Origin of the sequence: Timonella sp. A28, assembly GCF_051200815.1 — a bacterium.
Classification (GTDB): domain Bacteria; phylum Actinomycetota; class Actinomycetes; order Actinomycetales; family Cellulomonadaceae; genus Timonella.
Window position 1 is genome coordinate 674,613 of the sequence record NZ_CP195159.1, and the last position, 22,980, is coordinate 697,592.

Here is a 22,980-nt window from a genome sequence, read left to right on the forward strand (position 1 = left end):
GTTATTTTGTTGCTTCGTTCATGTGGCGTAGTTCTTTTTTGAGGTCGGAGAGTTCGTCACGTAGTCGGGCTGCTAGTTCGAATTGTAGTGAGGCTGCGGCTTCGTGCATTTGTGCGGTGAGTTGTTCGATGAGTTCTGTGAGGTCTGAGCTGGCGGTGACGGTGAAGGCTCGTTCGACAGCTGAGTCTGCGGTTGCTCTATCAGTGGTTTTTCGGTGTCCGCTTTTGAGGAGGCTTTGTGTGTCGATGTCTTCGCGGGCGAGCATGTCGGTGACGTCGGCGATTTTTTTGCGTAGTGGTTGTGGGTCGATGTTGTGTTGTGTGTTGTAGGCGATTTGTTTTTCGCGGCGGCGTTCGGTTTCTTCGATTGCTTGGCTCATTGCTGGGGTGATGGTGTCTGCGTACATGTGTACTTCGCCTGAGACGTTACGTGCGGCTCGTCCGATGGTTTGGATGAGTGATCGTGGTGATCGTAGGAATCCTTGTTTGTCTGCGTCGAGGATGGCTACGAGGGAGACTTCTGGTAGGTCGAGTCCTTCGCGGAGGAGGTTGATGCCGACGAGAACATCGAATTCGCCTAGGCGTAGTCCTCGTAGGAGTTCGACTCGTTTGAGTGTGTCGATGTCGGAGTGGAGGTATTGGATGCGTACGCCTTTGTCGAGGAAGTAGTCGGTGAGGTCTTCCGCCATTTTCTTTGTCAGTGTTGTGACGAGGACTCGTTCGTCTTGTGCGACGCGTTGTCGGATTTCGTCGAGTAGGTCGTCGATTTGTCCTTTGGTGGGTTTGACGGTGACTTTCGGGTCGATGAGTCCTGTGGGGCGGATGATTTGTTCTACGGCACCGTCTGATAGTGCCATTTCGTAATCGCCGGGCGTGGCTGATAGGTATACGGTTTGTCCGATTCGTTCGACGAATTCTTCCCATTTGAGTGGGCGGTTGTCCATTGCGCTGGGGAGCCTGAAGCCGTGTTCGACGAGGCTGCGTTTTCGTGACATGTCGCCTTCGTACATGGCGCCGATTTGTGGGACGGTGACGTGGGATTCGTCGATGATGAGGAGGAAGTCGTCTGGGAAGTAGTCGAGGAGTGTGTGTGGTGGTGTGCCGGCTTCTCGTCCATCGATGTGGCGGGAGTAGTTTTCGATGCCGGAGCAGCTTCCTATTTGCCGCATCATTTCTATGTCGTAGGTTGTGCGCATGCGGAGGCGTTGTGCTTCGAGGAGTTTGTTGTTTCGTTCTAGTTCTTCGAGCCGGGTTTCTAGTTCTGCTTCGATGCGGTTGATGGCTTTTTCCATGCGTTCTGGGCCGGCTACATAGTGTGTGGCGGGGAATATGTGGGTTGTTTCTACTTGTGTGACTACTTCTCCGGTGAGCGGGTGCAGAGTGTAGATGGCGTCGATTTCGTCGCCGAAGAATTCGAGGCGGATTGCGAGTTCTTCGTAGACGGGGATTATTTCTACGGTGTCGCCTCGTACGCGGAAGGTTCCTCGGGTGAATGCGACGTCGTTTCGTGCGTATTGCATGATGACGAATTGTTTGAGGAGTTCGTCGCGGTCTATTTCGTCGCCGACGGTTAGTTGCACCATGCGGTCTACGTATTCTTGTGGTGTTCCTAGCCCGTAAATGCATGACACTGAGGCGACGACGACGACGTCTCTGCGTGTGAGGAGTGAGTTGGTTGCTGAGTGTCTGAGGCGTTCTACTTCCTCGTTTATTGAGGAGTCTTTTTCGATGTATGTGTCTGTTTGGGCTATGTATGCTTCGGGTTGGTAGTAGTCGTAGTAGGACACGAAGTATTCAACGGCGTTGTTGGGTAGGAGTTCGCGAAATTCTGTTGCTAGTTGTGCGGCGAGGGTTTTGTTTGGTGCCATCACGAGTGTGGGGCGTTGTAGTTCTTCGATGAGCCACGCGCTGGTTGCTGATTTTCCGGTACCGGTTGCGCCGAGAAGTACGATGTCTTTTTCTCCGCCTCGCAGGCGTGTTGCTAGTTCGGCGATTGCGGTTGGCTGGTCTCCTGCAGGGCTGAACTCGGAGATTACTTCTATCCGGTTGGCTGCACGAACAAGATCGGTTTCAGGACGCATACCTATAACTTATATGGGTCCCTCTGACATTCCACAGCGCAGAGGGGCAACCTTGGGACTTCACCTAGGACCTTTTCACTATTTTTCTCGTTTTTATTCTGTTTTACTGTCCGTATGCCACAAAAGACCTCTGGCCGAGGCCCCGTGCAGAGTGTTCCGCGTTTACGTTCTGAACAGTTCGCTAGGTATGCCCGACATCTGGCTTTACCGCAGGTAGGTATTGCAGGACAAGAACGTTTACTTAGTGCACATGTGCTTGTCGTTGGTACTGGAGGATTAGGGGCCCCGGCTCTCACCTACCTCACAGCCGCAGGAGTTGGCACTATCACGGTAATAGATGACGACACAGTGTCTTTGTCTAATCTGCAACGTCAAGTTCTCTTCACTGCCGATGACCTTGGCAAACTTAAGGTGGAGGTAACACGCCGGGCCTTAGCTGCGTTGAACCCTGATGTCACGATTCAAGCAATTGCACAACGTTTGACTGCGGAGAATGTCAACAAGCTGGTGGCGAACGTCGATCTAGTGATTGATGGGACCGACAATTTTGATACGCGATATCTCCTCAACGATGCCTGCGTAACTGCGGGAGTTCCCTACATTTGGGCTGCTATCTACCAGTTCGATGCACAAATGTCTGTCTTCGGATATAACAACGGCCCCTGTTACAGGTGCATCTTTCCGTCGCAACCACAGCCTGGCACAGTCCCAACATGCGCTTCAGGTGGCGTCATCGGTGTTTTACCCGGCATGGTCGGCACGCTCCAGGCAATGGAAGCTATCAAACTCTTGCTTGAAGTTGGCACACCACTTTCGGGAAAAATTGCTGTTCTTGACGCACTCACTACAGGCTGGCAGTACCTGCCACTAGCCAAGAATCCCAGCTGCCCCACGTGCAGCATCCCCCTTGCCGACGAGTCGGTAGCCCTGACCATGCCTCTCACCTCTGCCGGGTGCGGCACGGGAATCCGCACAGCGGATGCCCACGGGACAACGAACCACAGCGAGACGAACGCAGAACTAAGCCGGATCGTCGCCAATCTGCCGGAAGACACCCTCCTGCTTGATGTCAGAACTCAGGCCGAGCATAGCGAATACGCGATTCCCGAATCACTCAACATTCCCCTCGATGAACTCCTCGCAGAGCCATCCAAGGTGCCACCGGCATCAGCAACGTTAGTGTACTGCGCTTCCGGACAGCGTTCCGCGATTGCGGCTGCTGCCCTGACGGCATCACACAGAAAACAGGTCAGTCACCTTACAGGCGGTCTGGCCGCCCTCACAGAAAGACCTCAGAAGTGAAAACCACTCGTATCATCAACGCGCGACGCGCCGCTGTTGCACTGCTCGTCACTCTAATTCTGGGTGCCACCACCGTAGGTTGCTCCTCATCAGCCGATGAACCCAAGGAAATCACCGTTTTTGCCGCCGCATCCCTGCGGGCCTCATTCGAGGAACTGGGGCAGAGCTTTGAAACAAACGAGGGCGTCAAGGTCAACTTCAACTTCGGCAACTCGCACGCACTGGCCGTGGGCATCGCTGAAGGCAACGCGGGAGACGTGTTCGCCAGCGCAGACCTCGCCGCAATGGATGACGCAAACATCACCGACTTCGCTCAGTTCGCAACCAACGAACTCACCATTGCTGTCCGCGCCGACGCCACCGACGCGCTCACAACACGGGAGGAACTCGAAAGCGTGGGAGTTGCCCAGTGCGTCGAAACCGCGCCGTGCGGCATCCTCGCCCGCGAATTCGCCGCCACCAACAACCTTGACCTTGACATCCGCACCGAAGGCTCAGACGTATCGAACACCTTCGCGGCGCTGCTCACCGATCAGGTCGATGCAGCCCTCGTCTATTCAACCGACGCCACAGGCAACGTAGACACCGTGATCGCCGAGATTCCTGATCTCACGTTCCCCGCAACCACCTACGCAATCGCACCGACAAGCGATGTGGCCACGGCGCAGGAATTCGTCGACTTCGTGCTGAGCCCAGATGGTCAAGCGGTTCTTGCCACCTACGGTTTTGGAGCAGCACCTCAGTAATGCGTTCCGTCGCACACACCCCACACTCGAGCGACTCGACTACGCCGCGCAGTAAAAACACGCGGCGTAGTTCGACCGCACTGCCGCGCTGGGCAGGGTTCAGCGCGGCAGTCGCATGCCTGTTTCTCGCGGTACCCCTCCTCGCACTGCTTGCTCGCGTACCAATAGCACGAGTACCGCAGGTAATTGCCCAGCCATCCGTACGTGATGCACTCACGCTTTCACTCACAACAGCCGCTACCGCAGCACTCATTGCAACAGTGATTGGCGTGCCAACAGCATGGTGGCTGGCACACAATACGCATCGAGTTGGCGGTTTCGTGCGCACAGTCGTTTCCGTGCCGCTTGTCCTTCCGCCGGTGGTTACCGGGGTCGCGCTACTGTACACATTTGGTCGGCGCTCCTGGATCGGCGGCTGGTTCGAAGCCTTTGGCATACAGATTCCCTACAGCGTCGCAGCGATCGTGATAGCTCAGACATTTGTTGCCATGCCATTCCTTGTCACCAACATGGAGTCCGCCTTCACAACACTCGGCAGCAAACACTTCGAGGCAGGACTCACCTACGGCATGTCCCCGTTCCGGGCGTTCTTCTCCGTTGTGCTGCCAGCAGTCAAGCCCGCAGCAATCGCCTCCATTGCTCTCGGGTTTGCCCGTGCCCTCGGAGAGTTCGGGGCAACGCTCACCTTTGCCGGAGCGATTAAGGGACACACCCAAACCCTGCCCACGGCGATCAACGAGTTTCTCGGCTATGACCTCGATGCGGCACTCACCGCATCCGCAATCATGCTGCTGATTTCCTGCATCATTCTGGGAGTGCTGCGAATGCGCACGAAGGGCCAAGCCCTATGACACTGAACTGCACCATCACCGGAAACGCCTCACGAAGCCTTCCCCTAGACATCTCCTTAAGCGTTGAACCAGGAATGCGGGTCGCCCTTGTGGGACCGAACGGTTGCGGAAAGACCTCAACCCTACGGATTCTCGCGGGACTCGATGCCGCTGAGCATGGCACCATCATTAGCCTCAACAACCGTGTACTCCTCACCGATGCTGAACGTACCTCGGTTCATGCCTGGCAGCGTGGCATACCCATGGTGTTCCCAGAACCACGGCTTGTCCCCTCCTTTACAGTACGCCGCAGTATTGAACAGGTCGCCAAACTCAGGCGCACCCGCAGTGCAGCACACACCGTCACACAGCAACTCCTGAGTGCCTTCGACATAGAACACCTGCGCGACCGTCGCGTTCGAACACTCTCGTCTGGACAAACCGCACGCGTCTCCCTCGCCCGAGCACTCGCCTCCGAGGGTGGGGCGCTCCTGCTCGATGAACCGTTTGCGAACCTGGATAGCGGAGCCGCCTCCGAGGCTCGTCGCCTGCTGAGCAGATACGCCACCGAACACAACCTCCCCCTCGTGTTCACCAGCCATCAGGTGCTCGACGTATTCGCGCTTGCCACCCACATCGCGGTGCTTGACGAGGGAAAACTGGTGCAGTTCGCGCCAGTCAGCGAAGTCGCCTCTCTCCCTCGCTCGCATTTCGCCGCCGAGTTCCTTGGGCTCAATCTCATTCCGGTTTCCGCAAGCACCGACTCCCAAGCACCCATCGTTGCGGTAGACACCTCCACCCCGACGCCACGCGAGATCCATCTCGACTACGCACCTACCGCCAGCAGGTTTGTATCCTGTGCACCCACCGACGTAACCCTTGAACTTCCCACCGGTTCACCATCCGATCTGGTGTCAGCGCGCAATCAGTGGACCATGCAGGTCAGCCACGTCGAAGTCATGGGTTCCCTCGCCCGAGTCGAACTCGAAGGCTCGTTCCCGCTCCGTGCGGACATCACCACTCGATCCGTCGCTCACCTGGCACTCCAACCAGGGACAACAGTTCGAGCGAGCATCAAGGCGACCGCACTACGCGTCTATGGAGCCTGAATATGACACACAGAGAAACTCGCCCAACCATGGCACTCATCGTCGTTGCAGGCGGTTCCAGCCAACGGATGGGGGGAACCGACAAGGCACTCATGCAGGTGGGCGAGAAGTCCTACCTCCAACACGTGATCAGCGAGGCCACACCACACTGCGTGGAGACCGTGATAGTTGGACCGCGCCGTGACCTTTACCCCGACAACGTGGTGAACTGGACCATGGAGGACCCACCAGGCGCAGGCCCACTCGCAGGGCTCGCAGCCGGATTCACTGCGCTCCGCAGTCAAGCCACACACTGTGCTGTCCTCAGTTGCGATGCCCCATTTGCTGGCCGCGCACTGCCCAAGCTCTTCGCACACCTGATCGCCCTACGCCACCAAGGAAACGCCTACGATGCCGTTCTGGCACAGGACACGGCCGGCTACCCGCAACCGCTCATCGCCGTCTACGACCGCACCGCCGCCAGTTACGCACTGAAGCGACTGCAAGCAGCCGATCGCATCAATAATTCACCGCTTCGATTGCTGGAACGGACACTGAAGACCACCACATTGGAAATCAGTGGCGTGGAAAGCATGGATGTCGACACGATGGCGGACCATGACATGCTCGAACACCTCATACACACAGAAACCCGACACACACGGAAAGTAGGACAATGAACGTTACCGTAGCCCAGTGGGCGCAACAACTTGCCACCACCCTTGAACTCGACACAGAAACAGCGCTCGAACCTGAGATCGTTGAGTTACTCGACCTCACCCGCGAGGTCGCACACAACGTCGCCCGCCCTGCCGGTCCAATCTCCACATACTACGTGGGGCTTGCCGTTGGTCTATCTGGCGGCGACAACGACAAGGCACGCGAGATTATCGCGGCCATCCGTGAACTCGTGCCAGCTCCAACGGATGAGTCATGATGAACAGCCGTCAATACGCGGTGACGTTCACCTACTACGCTGCGGTGCGCGCAGCATCAGGGAGCACCCATAGCGAAACGTTCACGGCCGCGTCGATTGCCGACGCCCGAACTCAGGCCATTACCCGGCACGGCCCCGAATTCGAACAGGTTGTTGCACGCAGTTCCTACCTGCTCGATGGCCTACGCCAAGACGGTCAAGACTTCGATCGCCCTCTGACCAAGGACGTTGCCGTAGACATTCTCCCGCCATTCGCAGGTGGGTAAAACGCGCTGGCGGGTAAAACTGCCTAACCACCAATCGCAGACATGCCACGTTCCGGCTGAATGAACCCGGAATCGTTGATACCGTGCCCCGGAAGTTTGGCGGCCACCGCCACGCCCAGCATCCGTGCAAGGTCGTCGTCGGTGACACCCGAACGGATAGCATCGCGCAGATCCAGTTCCTCGCGGGCAAACAGACAGTTGCGTACCTGTCCGTCAGAGGTGAGCCGGATGCGATCGCAGGCTCCGCAGAATGGGCGAGTCACCGAGGCAATAATCCCAACAGTCGCAGATGTGCCATTCACATACCATCTTTCGGCGGGAGCAGCACCACGCACCGGAACCGGCTCAAGGGTGAACTGCTGAGACAATTGAGCAAAGATCTCATCGGCGGTGATCATGCGCTCACGAGTCCAAGTATGCCCTGCATCAAGCGGCATCTGCTCGATGAAGCGCAGCTCATAGCCCCGATCAAGCGCAAAGTTCAACAGTTGCGGAGCCTCATCATCGTTCACGTCCCGCATCAACACCGTGTTAATCTTTGTTCCCGTAAAACCTGCCGCGTCAGCGGCTTCCAGCCCACGCAACACGTCACCCAACCGCGAGCGCCGGGTGAGTTCCGCGAATCGGGTCTCGTCAAGGGTGTCGAGTGAGACGTTGAGTCTGGTCAGTCCTGCGTCGCGCAGTCCTCCAGCGAGTAGGTGTAGGCGCAGACCATTGGTGGTCATTGAGATTTCTGGTACGCCGTCAAGTGACGCTAGCCGCCGTGTTATTGCGAGCACGTCCTTGTGAAGTAGTGGCTCGCCTCCGGTGAGTCGGATTTCGTTGATTCCGTGTTCGGTTGCCACTCGGGCGATGCGTACAAGTTCGTCAACGGTGAGTTGTTGGCTTTTGGCGAGCCATTCCATGCCTTCTTCCGGCATGCAGTAGGTGCAGCGGAGGTTGCACTTGTCTGTCAGTGAGATGCGTAGGTCTCGGTGTCTGCGTCCATAACTGTCCATTAGTAATTCATCGGTGCGTGGGCTGGTCCGGGGAGTTACGGTCATAGCGACCCCACCCATTCTTGGGTTCCGTCGTCGAAGAACTGGTTCTTCCAGATGGGCAGTCGAGCCTTGATCTCCTCGACGAGTTGAGCGCAGCAACCGAAGGCCTCGGCCCGGTGAGCTGAGGCGACCGCTGCGGCCAGTGCGACATGTCCGACCTCTAGAGTTCCGATTCTGTGACTCACTGCGATCCGGACGCCGGGGAATCTACTGGCCATGTCGGTGGCGATGTCACTCAGTATTTCTGCGGCCCGTGGGTGCCCCTCGTAGTCGAGTCTGGTCACGCCCGCACGTGAGTCGTGGTTGCGAACGACACCACCGAATGAGACGACGGCGCCCACGCGAGGGTCTTCCACCAGGTTCTCATGGTAGGTAACGTTCAGTTCGTCCGTGGTGATGGACGTGAAGACCACAACGGATTCCTCAGTCATATGGTGTTCCTTCAGTGATCGGCGTCTGCGAGTTGGCTGTGTAGGTGTTCGCGGACTGTGTCGAGTATTGCGAGACCGTCGCGGACCGCGTGTGGAGAACCGGGCAGGGTGACAACGGCAGTGCGATCGATGAGGCCGGCGATTGACCGGCTGAGGAGAGCGCCGGGGGCCTTGCCGATGCCGCTGTTCTGTAGCGCGTTGGTGAGTGCGGGCAGCGTTGTGCTGAGCATTGGTGTCACGGCCTGTGGGGTGAGGTCACGTGAGGTGATTCCGGTGCCTCCGGTGGTGATGATCAGCCATGCCCCGGCGCCCTGTAGGTCCGTGATGGCGGTGCGGATGTGTGTGATGTCGTCTGGTGTCAGCCGATTATCGACGAGGTGCCCCCACCCTTGGACGTGTTCTGTGATTGCGGGTCCAGTGTGGTCGGGGCGTTCGCCCGTGAATGACCTGTCGGAGATAGTCACCACGCCGACTACCGGTGTGTCTTTCGTTGTTGGTTGTGTTGGTGGTGCGTCTGTCTTGCTGTCTACAGGTGGTGTGGACGTGCGAGTCCACTCACCTGAGCGGCCTCCCGCCTTGTGATCAATGCGTGCATAGGAGATGTGAGCACCGCGGTCAACCGCCTTGATCATGTCGATGATGTTCAGCGCAGCAGTTGTTGCCGCTGTGAGGGCTTCCATCTCGATTCCGGTGCGGTCGGTTGTGGTCACTCGCGTTTGGGTATGTACGCCCTCGTCTTGGACCGTGATCTCAACCTTCACACCGGTAATGGCAATCGGGTGGCACAGCGGGATGAGGTCCGGGGTTTTCTTCACGCTTGCGATTGCAGCGACGCGTGCCACTGCGAGTGCATCGCCTTTCTTGAGTTCACCGCTGCGCAGGAGGCGGACCGCTTCGGTGTTACACGACACGAATGAGCTCGCGTGGGCGATACGTTCTGTGACGGCCTTGTGGGCGACGTCAACCATGTGGACGTGTCCAGCAGCTGTCACGTGTGTGAGACGGTCAGACTCTTTTCCCAATTTACTTTTCTCCTTGTTCGTTGGCAGTATTGGTCAGTGTGACAAGCGAATTTCCCCTCATTGAGCCTACGTGGCATGTCGCTCATCAAACCGCACATACTATTGCGACTGCGTTACGTTCTGAACTTGTTCCGGTCGCGCATGCTGTAGGTCGGGTCTTGGCCACGGATGTGCGCTCCCTCATCGACCTTCCTCTCGACACTACATCAGCGATGGATGGCTGGGCGGTTGGCGGTAGCCATGGGCCGTGGCGGGTGGTAGATGGGCAAGCGTTGGCGGGGCATGTCTCGCAGGTGACGCTCACACCGGACACCGCTGTTCTCATCGCGACGGGCGGGGTCATTCCTGCTGGAACGTTCGGTGTGGTGCGCCGCGAGTTTGCGGAGACCTTTGGTGATGGCGCAGATGGATTCGTGCGTGCCACACGCGAGTCTGAGCCGTTCGCACATTCTCATGTACGTCCTTCCGGTGACGAGGCAAAGCGGGACGAGATTTTGGTGCCTGCCGGAACCCGCTTGTCCCCCGCCCACACCGCTCTTGCGGCGATGGCGGGATATGACACGCTTGAGGTGCGCTGCGGTGTCTCATGCGAGATCCTTGTGCTTGGCGACGAGGTCCTCCGTTCCGGTATTCCACGTTCCGGTCAGGTCCGTGATGCGTTTGAGCCGCAGTTCGCGGCCTACGCGGCGCTGCTTGGGTTGGAGGTGACCGGGTTCCGGTTCATCCCCGACACCATCGAGGCCACAACCGAAGCTCTAGCCGCCTCCACCGCAACGGTGGTCCTCTCGACCGGTGGCACCGCCGCTGGTCCAAAAGACTTCCTACACCGTGCCCTTACATCAGTGGGGGCACAGTTGGTCATCGACTCGATTGCCATGCGACCAGGGCACCCCAATCTTCTTGCACGGCGAGGCGATCAGTTTTTCGTCGGCCTGCCTGGCAATCCTCTCTCTGCATCCTTGGGCGGGATGCTTACGCTGGTTCGCCCTCTGGCCTGCGGCCTGTTGGGGATGCCGTTACCGGAACTCACCAGCGCCCTAACCACAGCGTCGATCAAAGCGCCCGCCCACGACACCCGTCTCGTTCCAGTCACAATTGAGAACCGGTCGGGGACTCTGTTTGTCACGGAACTGCCCTGGTTGAACTCCGGGATGATGCGCGGGCTGGCACATGCTGATGCCGTTGCGGTCATCCCTCCTGGCGGTGTCGGTGAGGAAGAGGTGGTTGAGGTGCTTGCCCTTGCTTGGTAGCATCGCACCTCAACCCGCGATCACCGCTTGACCGGCTGCTTAAGAGTCGGAGAGATGTCCGGCTCGAACCTGCGGCGGTACACCACAAACGGCCTAGTCATATACATGATGGGGATCGACCACACGTGCACCAGCCTGGTGAAGGGCCACACCGCAAGCATCAGACATGCGAGTACGATGTGCAGTTGATACCAGAACGGCGCCCCAGCAACCAGTGAACTGTCCGGCTGCAGGATGAACAACTGCCGGAACCACACCGAGATGGTGCCGCGATATTCATAGCCTTCACCGAACACATTGATGGCAACTGTCTGCCACATTCCCACAAATATCTCGGCGGTCAGCAGAATATAGAGCACGTAGTCCCATCCGGTGGTGACCACCTTGATGCGCTCTGAATACCAGAACCTCCGGATCAGCAGAATAATGAGTCCTGCACTCAGGAAAACCCCGGCAACTGTTCCAGCTGCCACAGCGACCACGTGATAGGTGTGGTCGGAGATACCCACAAACCTAGTCCACGAGGGAGGGATCAACAGCCCTCCGATGTGGCCGAGGATGGCGAACAGTGCGCCGAAGTGGAACAGCGGAGACCCCAAGCGTAACCACCGATTCTCGAGTACCTGACTGGTGCGTGTGGTCCACCCGTACTGGTCGTGGCGGTAGCGCCAGATGTGACCCACCACAAAGATGGCTAGGCACACATACGGGAAAACAACGTAGAGGAAGGTGTTCATTGAGGTTCTCGTTTCTCCGAGCAGGTGTAGGCAGGCGGACCAAACGGGACATTCGCATCGGCTTGCCCGTATCCCGCAAGCGGTGATTCGAGACCTATGGAATCCTGTGGTGGACCAGCGCTGATGAGTTGCCTGGCCTCATCGAGTTGTTTTTGCGTGATTGGACCGAGTAGCACGTTCACGGCATCAAACAGCAGCGAGTACGCTGTTTTCCGTTTGCGCAGTGCGGTGCGGATAACCTCCAGCCCGCTGCGGTGCATGCGTAACAGCCCTTCCCCCACACCCGGACCGGTTGTGGCCGCGAACTCAAGAACCATCGGCAGATAGTCCGGGAGTTCGTTCTCCGGCGGCGTGAATCCGTAGGCGCGATACCGCTGCTTGAACATCAGCAGCGACATACCCCGTTGACGAGTATCGCCATGCAGGTAGTACGTCAGGAACAGCGAGCAGTTTCGCCGCAGGTCAAAGGTCTCCACGTAGTGGCGGCGTGCCTCTTGCAGCTCAAAGCGGGAGAACTTCTCCCAAAACTCTTGAATCAGGGAGGCTGCGGCAGACCGCGGTAGCGCGTCCACTGCCTGAGTCAGATCGTCGCGCAGGCTGTCAAATTCCTCGTCCGGGTAGCCCAGCAGAACCGAGATGAGTGCAAGAACGTCAGCACGTCCCGGTATCTCCACCAGATCCCTGCGTTTCGAACGCCTGAACAGCGGGATAGCGACTGGCTTACGTCCGGTAGCTGCTGCAGTCACTGTGGCCTCCTACGTTGCAGGGTAAGGGAGACCTTGCCGCCGCGTGCAGCCGCCGCACTCATGCCCGGTCCGCCAGGACCATCCAGCGAACACCCTGACGCCCACGAGGCCATCTCCGCAGCCCGTTCTGTGTGGGCTTTCGGGATGACGTAACGATCGCTCATCTTAGCGATGGCAAGAAGCCGATACATTTCCTCAATGTCCTCGCCGCTCATGCCGATCTTCTCGATGATGTCGGTGCTGATCTCACCACCCACCGTGCGATTACGCATGTACGTGCGCATTCCGGCCAGTTTCATCAAGACACCGGCCACCACATCGACGTCCCCGGCAGAGAAGATCGAGGCAAGATATTGCATGGGGATGCGCAGAGAAGCAATGGTGTGGAACACCTCGTCCGCACTCGTGTTGTCAGCCCCAAGTTCTTCGGTCACATCCAGCACTGGCGAAAGCGGCGGCACATACCAGACCATCGGCATCGTACGGTACTCGGGGTGCAGTGGCAGCGCGATCTTGTACTTGTGGATGAGTTTGTAGATCGGCGATTCCTGAGCGGCCTTCAACCAGTCCTCCGGGATACCCTCGCCACGGGCCGCCGCAAGGACCTCCGGGTCGAACGGATCGAGAATGATGTTGCGCTGAGCATCAAGCAGTTCCCTATCGTCTTTCACCGATGCCGCTGCCTCCACGCCATCCGCGTCATAGAGCACAATGCCGATGTAACGCAGTCGTCCTACACAGGTTTCGGCACACACCGTCGGCATACCCGCCTCGATCCGAGGGAAGCAGAAGGTGCACTTCTCGGCCTTGCCAGTCTGGTGGTTGATGTACACCTTCTTGTACGGACAGGCCGATACGCACATGCGCCAGCCACGGCATTTGTCCTGGTCCACTAGGACGATACCGTCCTCCACCCGCTTGTACATTGCCGAAGACGGGCACGCAGAGACACAGGCTGGATTCAGGCAATGTTCACAGATCCGCGGCAGGTGGAACATGAAGGTCTGCTCAAAGGACATCTTGACCTTGTCGGCCATCCCCTTAAGATTCGGGTCCAAGTGGGCGATCTCTGGCGAACCGGCCAGGTCATCGTCCCAGTTGGCCCCCCATTCGATCTTCATATCCTTGCCCGTGATCGCTGACTTCGGGCGCGCCACGGGGACGTCATCGCCCGCAGGGGCGGTGACAAGCTGATCGAAATCGTAGGTGGCCGGCTCGTAGTAGTCATCCAGTGAGGGCAGGTCCGGGTTCGCAAAGATGTTTGCAAGCCTGCGCAGCCTGCCACCGGACCGCAGACGAAGCTTTCCCCTACGGTCGAGTTCCCAACCACCGCGCCACTGGTCCTGATCCTCATACCCACGCGGATAGCCCAGCCCTGGCTTGGTTTCCACGTTGTTGAACCAGACGTACTCAACGCCATCGCGGTTCGTCCAGGTCTGCTTACACGTGACCGAGCAGGTGTGGCAGCCAATGCACTTGTCGAGGTTCATGACCATCGCGACTTGACTCATGACACGCATCAGTACTGAACCTCCTGTGACCGGCGACGGATAACGGTGAGTTCGTCACGCTGGTTGCCCGTCGGGCCGTAGTAGTTGAACGCATAGGTGAACTGTCCATAGCCACCAAGGAAATGCGAGGGTTTCATCATGATCATGGTGAGCGCGTTGTGGATTCCACCGCGCTTACCCGTGGTCTCGGTCTTAGGCACGTCCATGTTCCGGTCCTTGGAGTGGTACATGTACGCCGTGCCCTGCGGCATCCGGTGACTGACCACCGCACGGCACGTCACGACACCGTTACGGTTGACCGCCTCGATCCATTCGTTGTCCTTGATGCCAGCCTCCGCGGCATCCTCCACGGACATCCAGATCACAGGACCGCCGCGAGACAGTCCAAGCATGTACGGGTTGTCCTGGTACTGCGAGTGAATGGACCACTTTGAGTGCGGGGTCAGATACCGGACGGTAACTCCCGCGCCCTTTCCATCCGTAAACCCCTGATCACCGTAGTGGCGGGCCATATCGAGCGGAGGACGGTAGGTGGGCAGTTGCTCGCCGAGCGCCTGCATCCAATCGTGATCCACAAAGTAGTGCTGACGCCCCGTAATCGTGTGCCACGGTTTTTCCTTTTCAAGGTTGATCGTGAACGGCGAGTACCTACGCCCGCCCTTCTCCGAACCGGACCACTCATATGTGGTGAACACTGGCTGCGGCCCACTCAACGCCTGAGCGAACGTGATCTTACGTTCCTCGTTCTCCTCAGCAAGGTCATGCATCTTCTTACCGACCCGCTTCTCCAACTCCTTGAAACCCGCAACAGAGACTTCACCGTTGGTTGCCCCAGACAGGGCGAGGATTGCCTCGCAGAAGTGATAGGCGGATTCAAGGCGAGGACGCCCCTTGCCCACTCCTTCGCGCTGAACGCCGTTGAGTTTAGCCAGGTGTTCAATAGCTGATTCCGGCACTATCGTCACGCCCTTGACTGTCGTGCCCGCAGTAGAGATCAGCGGACCAACGGCGCGCATCTTCTCGCCGATCTTGGTGTAGTCGCGCTCAATCGTGACCAGACGTGGCATCGTCACGCCCGGAATCGGGTCAATCTCACCAGTCTTCCAGTCCCTCACAACGCCGTGCGGCTGAGCCATCTCATCCGGGGTGTCGTGTGTGAGCGGTGCGGCGATGACATCCGTGCGAGTCCCAAGATGCACCTTGGACATCTCCGAGACCTTGTCCGCGATAACTAGGAACGCGTCATAGTCGGTGCGCGACTCCCATGCCGGTGTGATGGCGGCATTGAGCGCATGCACAAACGGGTGCATGTCCGTGGTGGAGAGGTCCTGTTTCTCATACCACGTGGCAGCCGGAAGAACGATGTCGGAGAACAGCGCCGACCCGGTCATCCGGAAGTCAATCGTGGTCAGCAGATCCAGCTTGCCACGCGCTGCGTTCTCCCGCCAGGCGATGTCCCGTGGCCGCATAGCCTCCGGGGTTTCCATGCCTCGCACGGCATCGGTCGTCCCGAGCAGGTGCCGCATGAAGTACTCATTGCCCTTCGCTGAGTTACCGATCAGGTTTGACCGCCACAAGGTGAGCACCCGCGGGAAGTTCTCTGGGGCGTCAGGGTCCTCAATCGCAAACTTCAGCGTGCCCTCGCGCAACTGATCCACCACATAATCCGCAACGGGCTGACCCAGCGCTTCCGCCTCGTCGCAAATCTGCAGCGGATTGCGGTCAAAGCCGGGGTGCCCCGGAGTCCACCCAAGCCGCTGGGCTTGGGCCAGACAATCTGCAAATGACGTGCGCCCGAGTCGCTTACCCGAGGCCGGAGACATCAACTCGGCAGCATCAAACCCGTCGTACCGCCACTGATCGGTGGCCACATACCAGAACGCCGTACCAGCCATGTGGCGAGTAGGCCGCTGCCAGTCCAACGCAAACGACATATGCTGCTGCCCCGTCACCGGACGGGCCTTCTCCTGACCCACATAGTGCGCCCACCCGCCGCCATTCTTACCCTGGCAGCCCGTCAGTGTCAGCAACGAGATGAACGTACGGTAGATCGTGTCCGAGTGGTACCAGTGGTTAGTGCCCGCTCCCATGACAATCATGGAACGCCCCTGCGTCAACTCCGCGTTGCGCGCAAACTCGCGTGCAATGCGCGCGCACTGTTCCAGCGGAACCCCCGACATTTCCTCCTGCCAGGCCGGAGTGCCCACTACGCTCGCATCGTCGTATCCGAGCGCCCACTGCCCAGGCAGTCCATCGCGCCCTACCCCGTAGTTTGCGAGCATCAGGTCATACACGGTGGTGACCGTTATTCCAGCCACGTCCACGGCAGGAACGCCACGGTTCATGACGGTGCCGCCCTCAGTCTCCCCCTCATCGAATCGAGGCAAAACCACCTCAACCCCACGAGAGGCAACGCCACCAAGGCTCTCCTCATACAGGGAGAGAACCGGGTCTTGTCCTTCAAGGTCTAAATTCCATCGACCTTTGCCCTCATCGGTCCACCTGTCTGCAAGTGTTCCATTAGGCACTGTAATTTTGCCCGTAACAGCGTCAACATAAACCGGACGGAACTCCCCGCGAGTACCTGTTGCACCATAGACTTTATCGTCAGGAAGGTCGGTAGCAGTGAGAAACTTTCCCACGGTAAAAGAACCCTTATCAGTAGGTTCAAGACGAACCAGGAATGGAAGATCCGTAAACTGCTTCGAGTACTGTGCAAAATATGGCACGGTTCTGTCTCGGTAGAACTCAGTCAAAATAACGTGCCCCATCGCGAGCGCCAACGCTCCGTCCGTACCTGGGGCAGGTGCTAGCCAGTCGTCTGCAAACTTCACGTTCTCTGCATAGTCTGGGGATACAGCAACAACTTTTGTGCCTTTGTATCGAGTTTCAGTTAAGAAATGAGCGTCTGGTGTGCGGGTAATTGGGATATTTGATCCCCACATGATCATGTAACTGCTGTTCCACCAGTCCCCTGATTCTGGGACGTCAGTTTGATCGCCCCAGACTTGAGGAGAAGCTGGTGGGAGATCTGCATACCAGTCATAGAAGCTTAAGAGAGTACCACCTATCATCGACAAAAATCTGGTGCCGACTCCAAACGATGCCATGGACATTGCTGGAATAGGTGTGAAGCCCACACAGCGATCTGGCCCATATTTTTTGATTGTGTACACGTGAGCGGCAGCAATCATTTCTGTTGCTAGTTCCCAATCAGCGCGCACAAACCCGCCTTTACCGCGTGCTTGCTTATACAGGGTTGCCTTTAGCGGTGACTCGACAACAGATTCCCAAGCGCGAACGGGATCTCCATGTTCTTTTTTACCTGCCTGATATAACTCAAGCAATACGCTGCGGATGTAAGGGTATTTCACTCGTCCCGGTGAATACGTGTACCAGGAAAACGATGCTCCACGTGGACAGCCTCGTGGTTCGTATTCAGGTGAGTCGGGCCCGGTGGTTGGGTAGTCTGTTCCTTGGTGTTCCCATGTAATCAGTCCGTCTTTTACGTAGACGTCCCATGCACACGACCCTGTGCAGTTCACTCCGTGCGTTGATCGTACAACTTTGTCATGTGACCACCTATTGCGGTAAAACTCATCCCATTCTGAGGGGTCGGTATCAATCAGTGCGTGAGCATTATCAAACACTTCTGTACGTGGAAGCACGTTACGTGTCCGCATAATTTTTTGTACGAGTGATGACATGTCTTCTTGTTGAGAAGCATTCATGTGGTGCCTTCCTTGCCTTGCGGCGTGTTCATGCATAGCTACACAGCCTGAGGGTGGGCCTTTAGTCCGAGATTGGGTTATACGATGATGGCTAAGTTATTCATAGAAACGAATATTCTTGGAAATATCCGCATAGGTGCAGCCTGAGCTACGTGGAACAAATCTCGCCAAAGGAGACGATGATGGTTAATACGCTCAGTCATTACGGATTTGATGGGACGACAGGCAAAAGCAATTACGGTGGCCGTCGTACCCACATCATTCAATTGCTTCGTGATACTCGCGAACCTCTTTCGGTAACTGAGGTTGCTGAAGATGCTGGTGTGCATGTAAACACTGCACGCTTTCACCTTGAGTCGCTTGTTGATGCTGGACTGGCTGAACGTCGCCAACAGCCTCGATCTACTCCAGGTAGGCCAAAGGTTTTGTATGTTGGTATTTTGCCTAACCAAACTCATGAACGGGCTCAAGGTTTTCGTCTGCTTGCAGAGATATTGACCTCTAGTTATTCGCAGACGTGTGAACAGCCAATACAGGCGCTCCACAACATGGGGATGGCGTGGGGTGCTCGCCTTGCTGCGTTGAAAACAGTAGAGCCTCTTTCTGAATTTGAAGCCTTGAAAGCCGTTATCGCAAAACTTGATGCGCTCTGGTATGCGCCAGAACTTGTATCCGCTGATTCTCATGGCATACTGACGAACTCGTACGGTGAGCGTCCGTCCGATCTGCACGGATTTGACTTTCGAATGCGTGCAGGACAGCAAGCGATCGTGCTCAATCATGTTCCCTTTGGCGGGTATCGACACGGACACATTGCACACGTTAACGCACTCAATGCTGGGCTTATCAACGGAATGTTGTCTGAGTTGAGAACTACCGTGCGCGTCACGACGATCATGTACATCACAGGTAAAGACCATGTTGTTGCTCCTCTCATTTCCGTTGATACGCATACGTGGATTCCAGAGTCGATTGTTGTAGAGGCTCTACCTGTTCATTAACTTTTTGCTTCAGCTCTTGGACGAGCGTAAAAATGCCAAGAAACAACTGCACAGGCCACGGCATACACGATGATGAAGGAAAACACCTGCACTCGGCTGAAGTAGTTAAAAGCCACTGAAAAAATGAAGGGCCCAAACGCTGCAATCGCTGCTGTCCAGCCGATGACACCGCCTGCCTGTCGGGCGCTAAAAATCATTGGCATTTGTTTAAAGGTTGAAGCGTTACCGATTCCGGCAAAAAAGAAAATGAGAAGCATGCCAACCATGAAAATTTCTAGATTTGGTTCCTTGTCACGCGTAGACAACTGACCAAAAAGTACGATTCCAGCGGATAGCGCCATGCCTATCCCCGCTACAAAGGTCCATATTGCTCCGCCAAACTTGTCGCATAGCGGACCCCAACTCATACGCACTAGAGAACCTACTAGCGCTCCAAGGAACACCCATTTCAGATATTCTGGACCGAATTGCTGCTTTAAGAGCATGCCAAATGTTCCAGCCAAACCGGAAAAAATTCCAAACGTAAGCACATACTGCATTGTCATCAGCCATGTATGTTTGTTGTTAAAAATGTCGAATTGCTGCTTAAGGTTGGCTTTCATGGGCACTGATTTCAGTGTTGTCCAGGTCAAAGCGCACCCAACCAAAGCAAATGGAATAAATATAAGGCCGGGGTTTTGTAACCATACGAAACTTTCCCCGACTTCTGTTTTTGATACTTGTCCAGCAATCCCAAACATCGAAAAACCAATAGCCCAGGGAACAACAAATTGCACTACAGAGACACCAAAATTTCCAATTCCTGCTTGCAATCCCAGCGCTATACCCTGCTTTGCTTTTGGAAAAAAATACGAAGTTGAAGGCATATAACCAGAGAAAACCCCACCACCGATACCAGCAGCAAGCGCTAATGCAAGCAAAAGCCCGTAAGGCGGCTGCGTGGGTAAGGTGACCACCCAGGTCCATCCGACGAATGGGATAATCATCAAGGCTGAGGAAAGAATCATCATTGGTCGGGTCCCGATGAGCGGCGGCAGTGTCATCCACACCAGGCGTAGAGCCCCACCAGTTAAGCCGGGCATAGCTAAGAGCCAGTATGACTGGCTCTCTGTAAGGTTCCACCCAGTGATGGTTCCAAGAGTTGGTATGAGCGCTCCAGGTAGATACCAAATAATAAAAGCAAGCATTAAATTAAAAGTTGTGACCCACAAAGTAGTCCACGCTATTTTTGAATTCCACGTGTGCGCGTTGTTTGGATCCCACCCCACTAAGTCACGTCGTGCGTCTTTAGTAGTTTCAATGGCGGATGGCGCCGGCCTTTGAGAGATGACCATATCGTAAACCTCGTTTACCGTGCGGTGGAGAAATATGCTGACAGGCTTACGATATGGAGTGAAAATTATGCACTAAAGGCCTTTGGTCCTAGGGATTTTATTAAAAAATAAAAACTCTTAAATCAATAATTTAAGAGTTTTTGATATGTGCTTTTGTTTTAAATTTATTAGATAGTTTTATTAGATACGCTTCTGACACGACCGACACTTTGGCACATAGAAAGTTGAAGCAACTAGTTCTTTCCTAAAAAATCTTTAGAGAAAAATCATGCTGTAAGGGCTGGAGGCAATTGATATCAGAAAACTTTAGAGTGTTACAGATCACAGACTGCGCTGGCGGGTCTTCCTTTTAAGAACTTTGTTCCATGTGTCGTGGACGCGGGTTTCTAGATCTGACAGGTTGCCGTCGTTCATGATCACAAAGTCTGCGGCGGTGCGGCGTTGTTCGTCGGATGCTTGTTGTGCGATTCGGGATTGGGCTTCTTCTTCGCTCATTCCGCGGTACTGTTTCATGCGTTCGATACGGTGTGCCATGGGCGCTTCAACAACGAGTACTGCATCGAATGTGTCTTCTTGTTGTGTTTCGACAAGCAATGGGATGTCGTGGACGACGATTGCTGCTCCGGCGTCTCTAGCGGCTTGGTCGTTTTCGTCTGCGAGGCGTTTTACTTCTGGGTGCACGATCGTGTTGAGTACATGTAGTTCGTCTTTGTTACCAAAAACTAGGTGGGCTAGTGCTGTCCGGTCGAGTTCCCCGTGTTTGGTAAGCACCTGTGCCCCAAAGTGATCTGCGATGCGACGTAAACCAGCGCTCCCTGGTGCTACCGCTTGGCGGGCTAACACGTCATGGTCTATCACGTTCACCTGTAAGGCACGCAACAAACGTGATACTTCTGATTTACCTGATGCAATACCGCCGGTGAGCCCTACACGAAACATACAATCAATACTGCACGGTGTCGTTCAGATACGGTCCGTATACACGCCAGGAGGATAAAACTTGTCTATGCATCGCGGTCCTGGTGGACCTGGTGGGAACTTTCGTTCTTTTCAACAAGATTCATCGGTCAAACATCATGAGTTGAAAAAAGATACGGTGCGTCGTGTCTTAGGGTTCGCGGCTCCTTACAAGAAACAACTTGTTGTGTTTGTTCTTCTCATTTCGGTTGCTGCCGCTTTTACTGCTGTTCAGCCTCTTTTGTTTCAAAAGATTATCGACGATGGTATTTCCACAGGAGATACGACTCTTGTTGTCACGCTTGCTTTAATTGTTGCTGGGCTGGCTCTTGCTGGTGCAGGTTTATCTATCTGGGAGCGTTACACCTCAGCCAAGATAGGTGAAGGTGTGATTTATGATCTTCGGACACAAATTTTTGATCACGTGCAGTCCATGCCGATTGCGTTCTTTGCTCGCACAAAAACTGGTGCTTTGGTGCAACGGCTCAACGGGGATGTGTTGGGTGCACAACAGGCTTTTACTTCTACGCTCTCTCAGGTTGTGTCGAACACTCTGACTGTCGTGTTTGTGCTTATCGCCATGTTCACGATGTCATGGCAGCTCACTCTACTGTCGCTTGTATTGCTTCCCGCGTTTGTGTTCCCTGCACGCTGGTTAGGTCCGCGGTTAGCAAAAATCACGAAGGAAAGTTATCACCTCAACGCTGAAGCAGCTCAAACCATGAATGAGCGGTTTAATGTCTCTGGCGCGTATTTGTCTAAAACTTATGGGAACCCTCAAGCAGAACTTGACCGTTTTGCGCTTCAGGCTGGGCAGGTGCGCGATATTGGCGTTAAAACTGCCATGTATCAGGTAATTTTTCGGGTCACGTTAACGACTATTTCTGCTCTGGCCATAGCCGCGGTATATGGTCTTGGTGGGTTGCAAGCGATCTCGGGAGAATTAAGTGTTGGTGTTGTCGTTGCTTTAGCCGCATATTTGGGTCAGTTGTATGCCCCACTTACGGCGCTTTCTAACGTGCAGGTAACAGTGATGACAGCACTTGTGTCATTTGAACGTGTGCTTGAAGTTCTTGATCTGGAGCCCATGATCAAAGAAAGTTCCTCCCCCAAGGATGTGCTTGCTGCCGTTCACACGACTGGAGCGCACATCGCGTTTCGGGGCGTGTCGTTCAGTTACCCTCGAGCGCAGGATGTGTCTCTTGCATCGTTGGAAAGCGTTTCAACGCTCAGCGTTGAACCAAACGGTGAAACGATCAAGGATTTAAGTTTCCACATTTCACCGGGGCAAACTGTCGCGATTGTGGGGCCTTCCGGCGCCGGAAAAACCACGCTATCTCACTTATTGACGCGCATGTATGATCCAACGCACGGCAGCATTGAAATCGCTGGAGTGAACCTGCGTGACGCATCCTTTACATCGGTGCGTGCAACCATCGGCGTTGTTATGCAAGACGCCCACATGTTTCATGAATCTATTCGAGAAAATTTGCTCTACGCAAAGCCTTCAGCAACAGATGCTGAACTTCAAGAAGCACTCATCCAAGCTCAGATGTGGCCGCTTATCCAGTCATTGCCTGAACAGCTCGACACGGTTATTGGAGACCGTGGTTATCGAATGTCTGGTGGTGAACGACAACGTTTAGCGATCGCACGTTTACTTTTGAAATCCCCAGAAATTGTTGTACTTGATGAGGCAACAGCACACCTAGATTCAGAATCCGAAGCAGCTATAGCAACAGCTTTCGATCATGCCCTTGCCGGCAGAACAGCTGTCGTTATCGCGCATCGTCTGTCTACTGTGCGGTCCGCAGACAAAATACTTGTTATCGACGAGGGGAAACTCGTCGAAGAAGGAACCCACAGCGAGTTACTGCTAGCCAACGGAATGTATGCGGACCTCTACACAACCCAATTTTCTGACCAATAAGAAAGGTCATTAAGAACAAGTACGCGCCTGCTCCGACAAGC

At 55.6% G+C, this 22,980-nt stretch carries 20 protein-coding genes; 10 read left to right on the plus strand and 10 right to left on the minus strand.

Annotated elements, in window-relative coordinates; all coding sequences use genetic code 11:
- Position 1 precedes the first annotated feature (1 nt).
- Positions 2-2,080 carry an excinuclease ABC subunit UvrB gene (uvrB, locus tag ACR9EC_RS03215; protein WP_435300081.1) on the minus strand — a complete coding sequence of 693 codons (2,079 nt, stop codon included), beginning with the start codon at positions 2,078-2,080 and terminating at the stop codon, positions 2-4.
- Between the two features lie 114 nt (positions 2,081-2,194).
- On the opposite strand from uvrB, the gene moeB reads away from it, so the two are divergent.
- The 7 genes from moeB to ACR9EC_RS03250 are packed head-to-tail and all read left to right on the plus strand — an operon-like array spanning position 2,195 to position 7,249.
- Positions 2,195-3,382, plus strand: coding sequence for a molybdopterin-synthase adenylyltransferase MoeB (gene moeB / locus ACR9EC_RS03220; RefSeq protein WP_435300082.1), 1,188 nt, complete (start codon positions 2,195-2,197; stop codon positions 3,380-3,382).
- A complete protein-coding gene (gene modA / locus ACR9EC_RS03225) occupies positions 3,379-4,128 on the plus strand; it encodes a molybdate ABC transporter substrate-binding protein (RefSeq protein WP_435300083.1) in 750 nt (249 codons plus the stop codon). The genes moeB and modA overlap by 4 nt, the downstream gene beginning before the upstream one ends.
- The gene (gene modB / locus ACR9EC_RS03230) at positions 4,128-4,979 is read left to right on the plus strand and encodes a molybdate ABC transporter permease subunit (RefSeq protein ID WP_435300084.1); all 852 of its coding nucleotides are present in this window, start codon (positions 4,128-4,130) and stop codon (positions 4,977-4,979) included. Before modA ends, modB begins: the two co-directional genes overlap by 1 nt.
- Positions 4,976-6,067, plus strand: coding sequence for a sulfate/molybdate ABC transporter ATP-binding protein (locus tag ACR9EC_RS03235; protein WP_435300085.1), 1,092 nt, complete (start codon positions 4,976-4,978; stop codon positions 6,065-6,067). The genes modB and ACR9EC_RS03235 overlap by 4 nt, the downstream gene beginning before the upstream one ends.
- 2 nt (positions 6,068-6,069) lie before the next feature.
- Entirely contained in the window at positions 6,070-6,726 is a 657-nt protein-coding gene (gene mobA, locus ACR9EC_RS03240; RefSeq protein ID WP_435300086.1) for a molybdenum cofactor guanylyltransferase, read from the plus strand.
- Positions 6,723-6,983: a DUF6457 domain-containing protein gene (locus tag ACR9EC_RS03245; protein ID WP_435300087.1), complete on the plus strand. Its 261-nt coding sequence runs from the start codon at positions 6,723-6,725 to the stop codon at positions 6,981-6,983. The genes mobA and ACR9EC_RS03245 overlap by 4 nt, the downstream gene beginning before the upstream one ends.
- Positions 6,980-7,249 (plus strand): MoaD/ThiS family protein, encoded by a 270-nt coding sequence (locus ACR9EC_RS03250; protein WP_435300088.1) that lies wholly within the window; start codon positions 6,980-6,982, stop codon positions 7,247-7,249. Before ACR9EC_RS03245 ends, ACR9EC_RS03250 begins: the two co-directional genes overlap by 4 nt.
- 23 nt (positions 7,250-7,272) lie before the next feature.
- Here ACR9EC_RS03250 and moaA read toward each other — a convergent pair whose 3' ends face one another.
- Genes moaA through moaCB form a run of 3 tightly spaced genes read right to left on the minus strand, consistent with a single transcriptional unit; the run spans position 7,273 to position 9,742 of the window.
- Positions 7,273-8,292 (minus strand): GTP 3',8-cyclase MoaA, encoded by a 1,020-nt coding sequence (gene moaA, locus ACR9EC_RS03255; protein WP_435300089.1) that lies wholly within the window; start codon positions 8,290-8,292, stop codon positions 7,273-7,275.
- On the minus strand, positions 8,289-8,720 hold the full coding sequence (locus ACR9EC_RS03260; RefSeq protein WP_435300090.1) for a molybdenum cofactor biosynthesis protein MoaE: 432 nt from the start codon (positions 8,718-8,720) through the stop codon (positions 8,289-8,291). Before ACR9EC_RS03260 ends, moaA begins: the two co-directional genes overlap by 4 nt.
- Before the next feature lie 11 nt (positions 8,721-8,731).
- Complete coding sequence (moaCB, locus tag ACR9EC_RS03265) at positions 8,732-9,742, minus strand: bifunctional molybdenum cofactor biosynthesis protein MoaC/MoaB (RefSeq protein ID WP_435300091.1); 1,011 nt, start codon at positions 9,740-9,742, stop codon at positions 8,732-8,734.
- Between the two features lie 38 nt (positions 9,743-9,780).
- On the opposite strand from moaCB, the gene ACR9EC_RS03270 reads away from it, so the two are divergent.
- Positions 9,781-10,992: a molybdopterin molybdotransferase MoeA gene (locus ACR9EC_RS03270; protein ID WP_435300092.1), complete on the plus strand. Its 1,212-nt coding sequence runs from the start codon at positions 9,781-9,783 to the stop codon at positions 10,990-10,992.
- A 20-nt stretch (positions 10,993-11,012) separates the two neighbouring features.
- Here ACR9EC_RS03270 and narI read toward each other — a convergent pair whose 3' ends face one another.
- From narI to ACR9EC_RS03290, 4 genes are read right to left on the minus strand one after another with little or no spacing between them, the layout of a single operon-like run.
- The gene (narI, locus tag ACR9EC_RS03275; RefSeq protein ID WP_435300093.1) at positions 11,013-11,729 is read right to left on the minus strand and encodes a respiratory nitrate reductase subunit gamma; all 717 of its coding nucleotides are present in this window, start codon (positions 11,727-11,729) and stop codon (positions 11,013-11,015) included.
- Entirely contained in the window at positions 11,726-12,475 is a 750-nt protein-coding gene (gene narJ, locus ACR9EC_RS03280) for a nitrate reductase molybdenum cofactor assembly chaperone (protein ID WP_435300094.1), read from the minus strand. The genes narI and narJ overlap by 4 nt, the downstream gene beginning before the upstream one ends.
- Complete coding sequence (narH, locus tag ACR9EC_RS03285; RefSeq protein ID WP_435300095.1) at positions 12,472-13,995, minus strand: nitrate reductase subunit beta; 1,524 nt, start codon at positions 13,993-13,995, stop codon at positions 12,472-12,474. Before narH ends, narJ begins: the two co-directional genes overlap by 4 nt.
- Positions 13,995-17,717: a nitrate reductase subunit alpha gene (locus ACR9EC_RS03290; protein ID WP_435300096.1), complete on the minus strand. Its 3,723-nt coding sequence runs from the start codon at positions 17,715-17,717 to the stop codon at positions 13,995-13,997. Before ACR9EC_RS03290 ends, narH begins: the two co-directional genes overlap by 1 nt.
- A 182-nt stretch (positions 17,718-17,899) precedes the next feature.
- Between ACR9EC_RS03290 and ACR9EC_RS03295 the strand changes: the two genes are divergently transcribed.
- Positions 17,900-18,718, plus strand: a complete 819-nt coding sequence (locus ACR9EC_RS03295) for a helix-turn-helix transcriptional regulator (RefSeq protein ID WP_435300097.1) — start codon at positions 17,900-17,902, stop codon at positions 18,716-18,718.
- Here the strand turns inward: ACR9EC_RS03295 and ACR9EC_RS03300 are convergent.
- Both ACR9EC_RS03300 and coaE read right to left on the minus strand, forming a co-directional pair.
- Complete coding sequence (locus tag ACR9EC_RS03300; RefSeq protein WP_435300098.1) at positions 18,715-20,052, minus strand: MFS transporter; 1,338 nt, start codon at positions 20,050-20,052, stop codon at positions 18,715-18,717. The genes ACR9EC_RS03295 and ACR9EC_RS03300 overlap by 4 nt on opposite strands.
- A 321-nt stretch (positions 20,053-20,373) precedes the next feature.
- Positions 20,374-20,991, minus strand: a complete 618-nt coding sequence (gene coaE / locus ACR9EC_RS03305) for a dephospho-CoA kinase (protein ID WP_435300099.1) — start codon at positions 20,989-20,991, stop codon at positions 20,374-20,376.
- A gap of 67 nt (positions 20,992-21,058) precedes the next feature.
- On the opposite strand from coaE, the gene ACR9EC_RS03310 reads away from it, so the two are divergent.
- Entirely contained in the window at positions 21,059-22,939 is a 1,881-nt protein-coding gene (locus ACR9EC_RS03310) for an ABC transporter ATP-binding protein (protein ID WP_435300596.1), read from the plus strand.
- Positions 22,940-22,980: the final 41 nt, after the last annotated feature.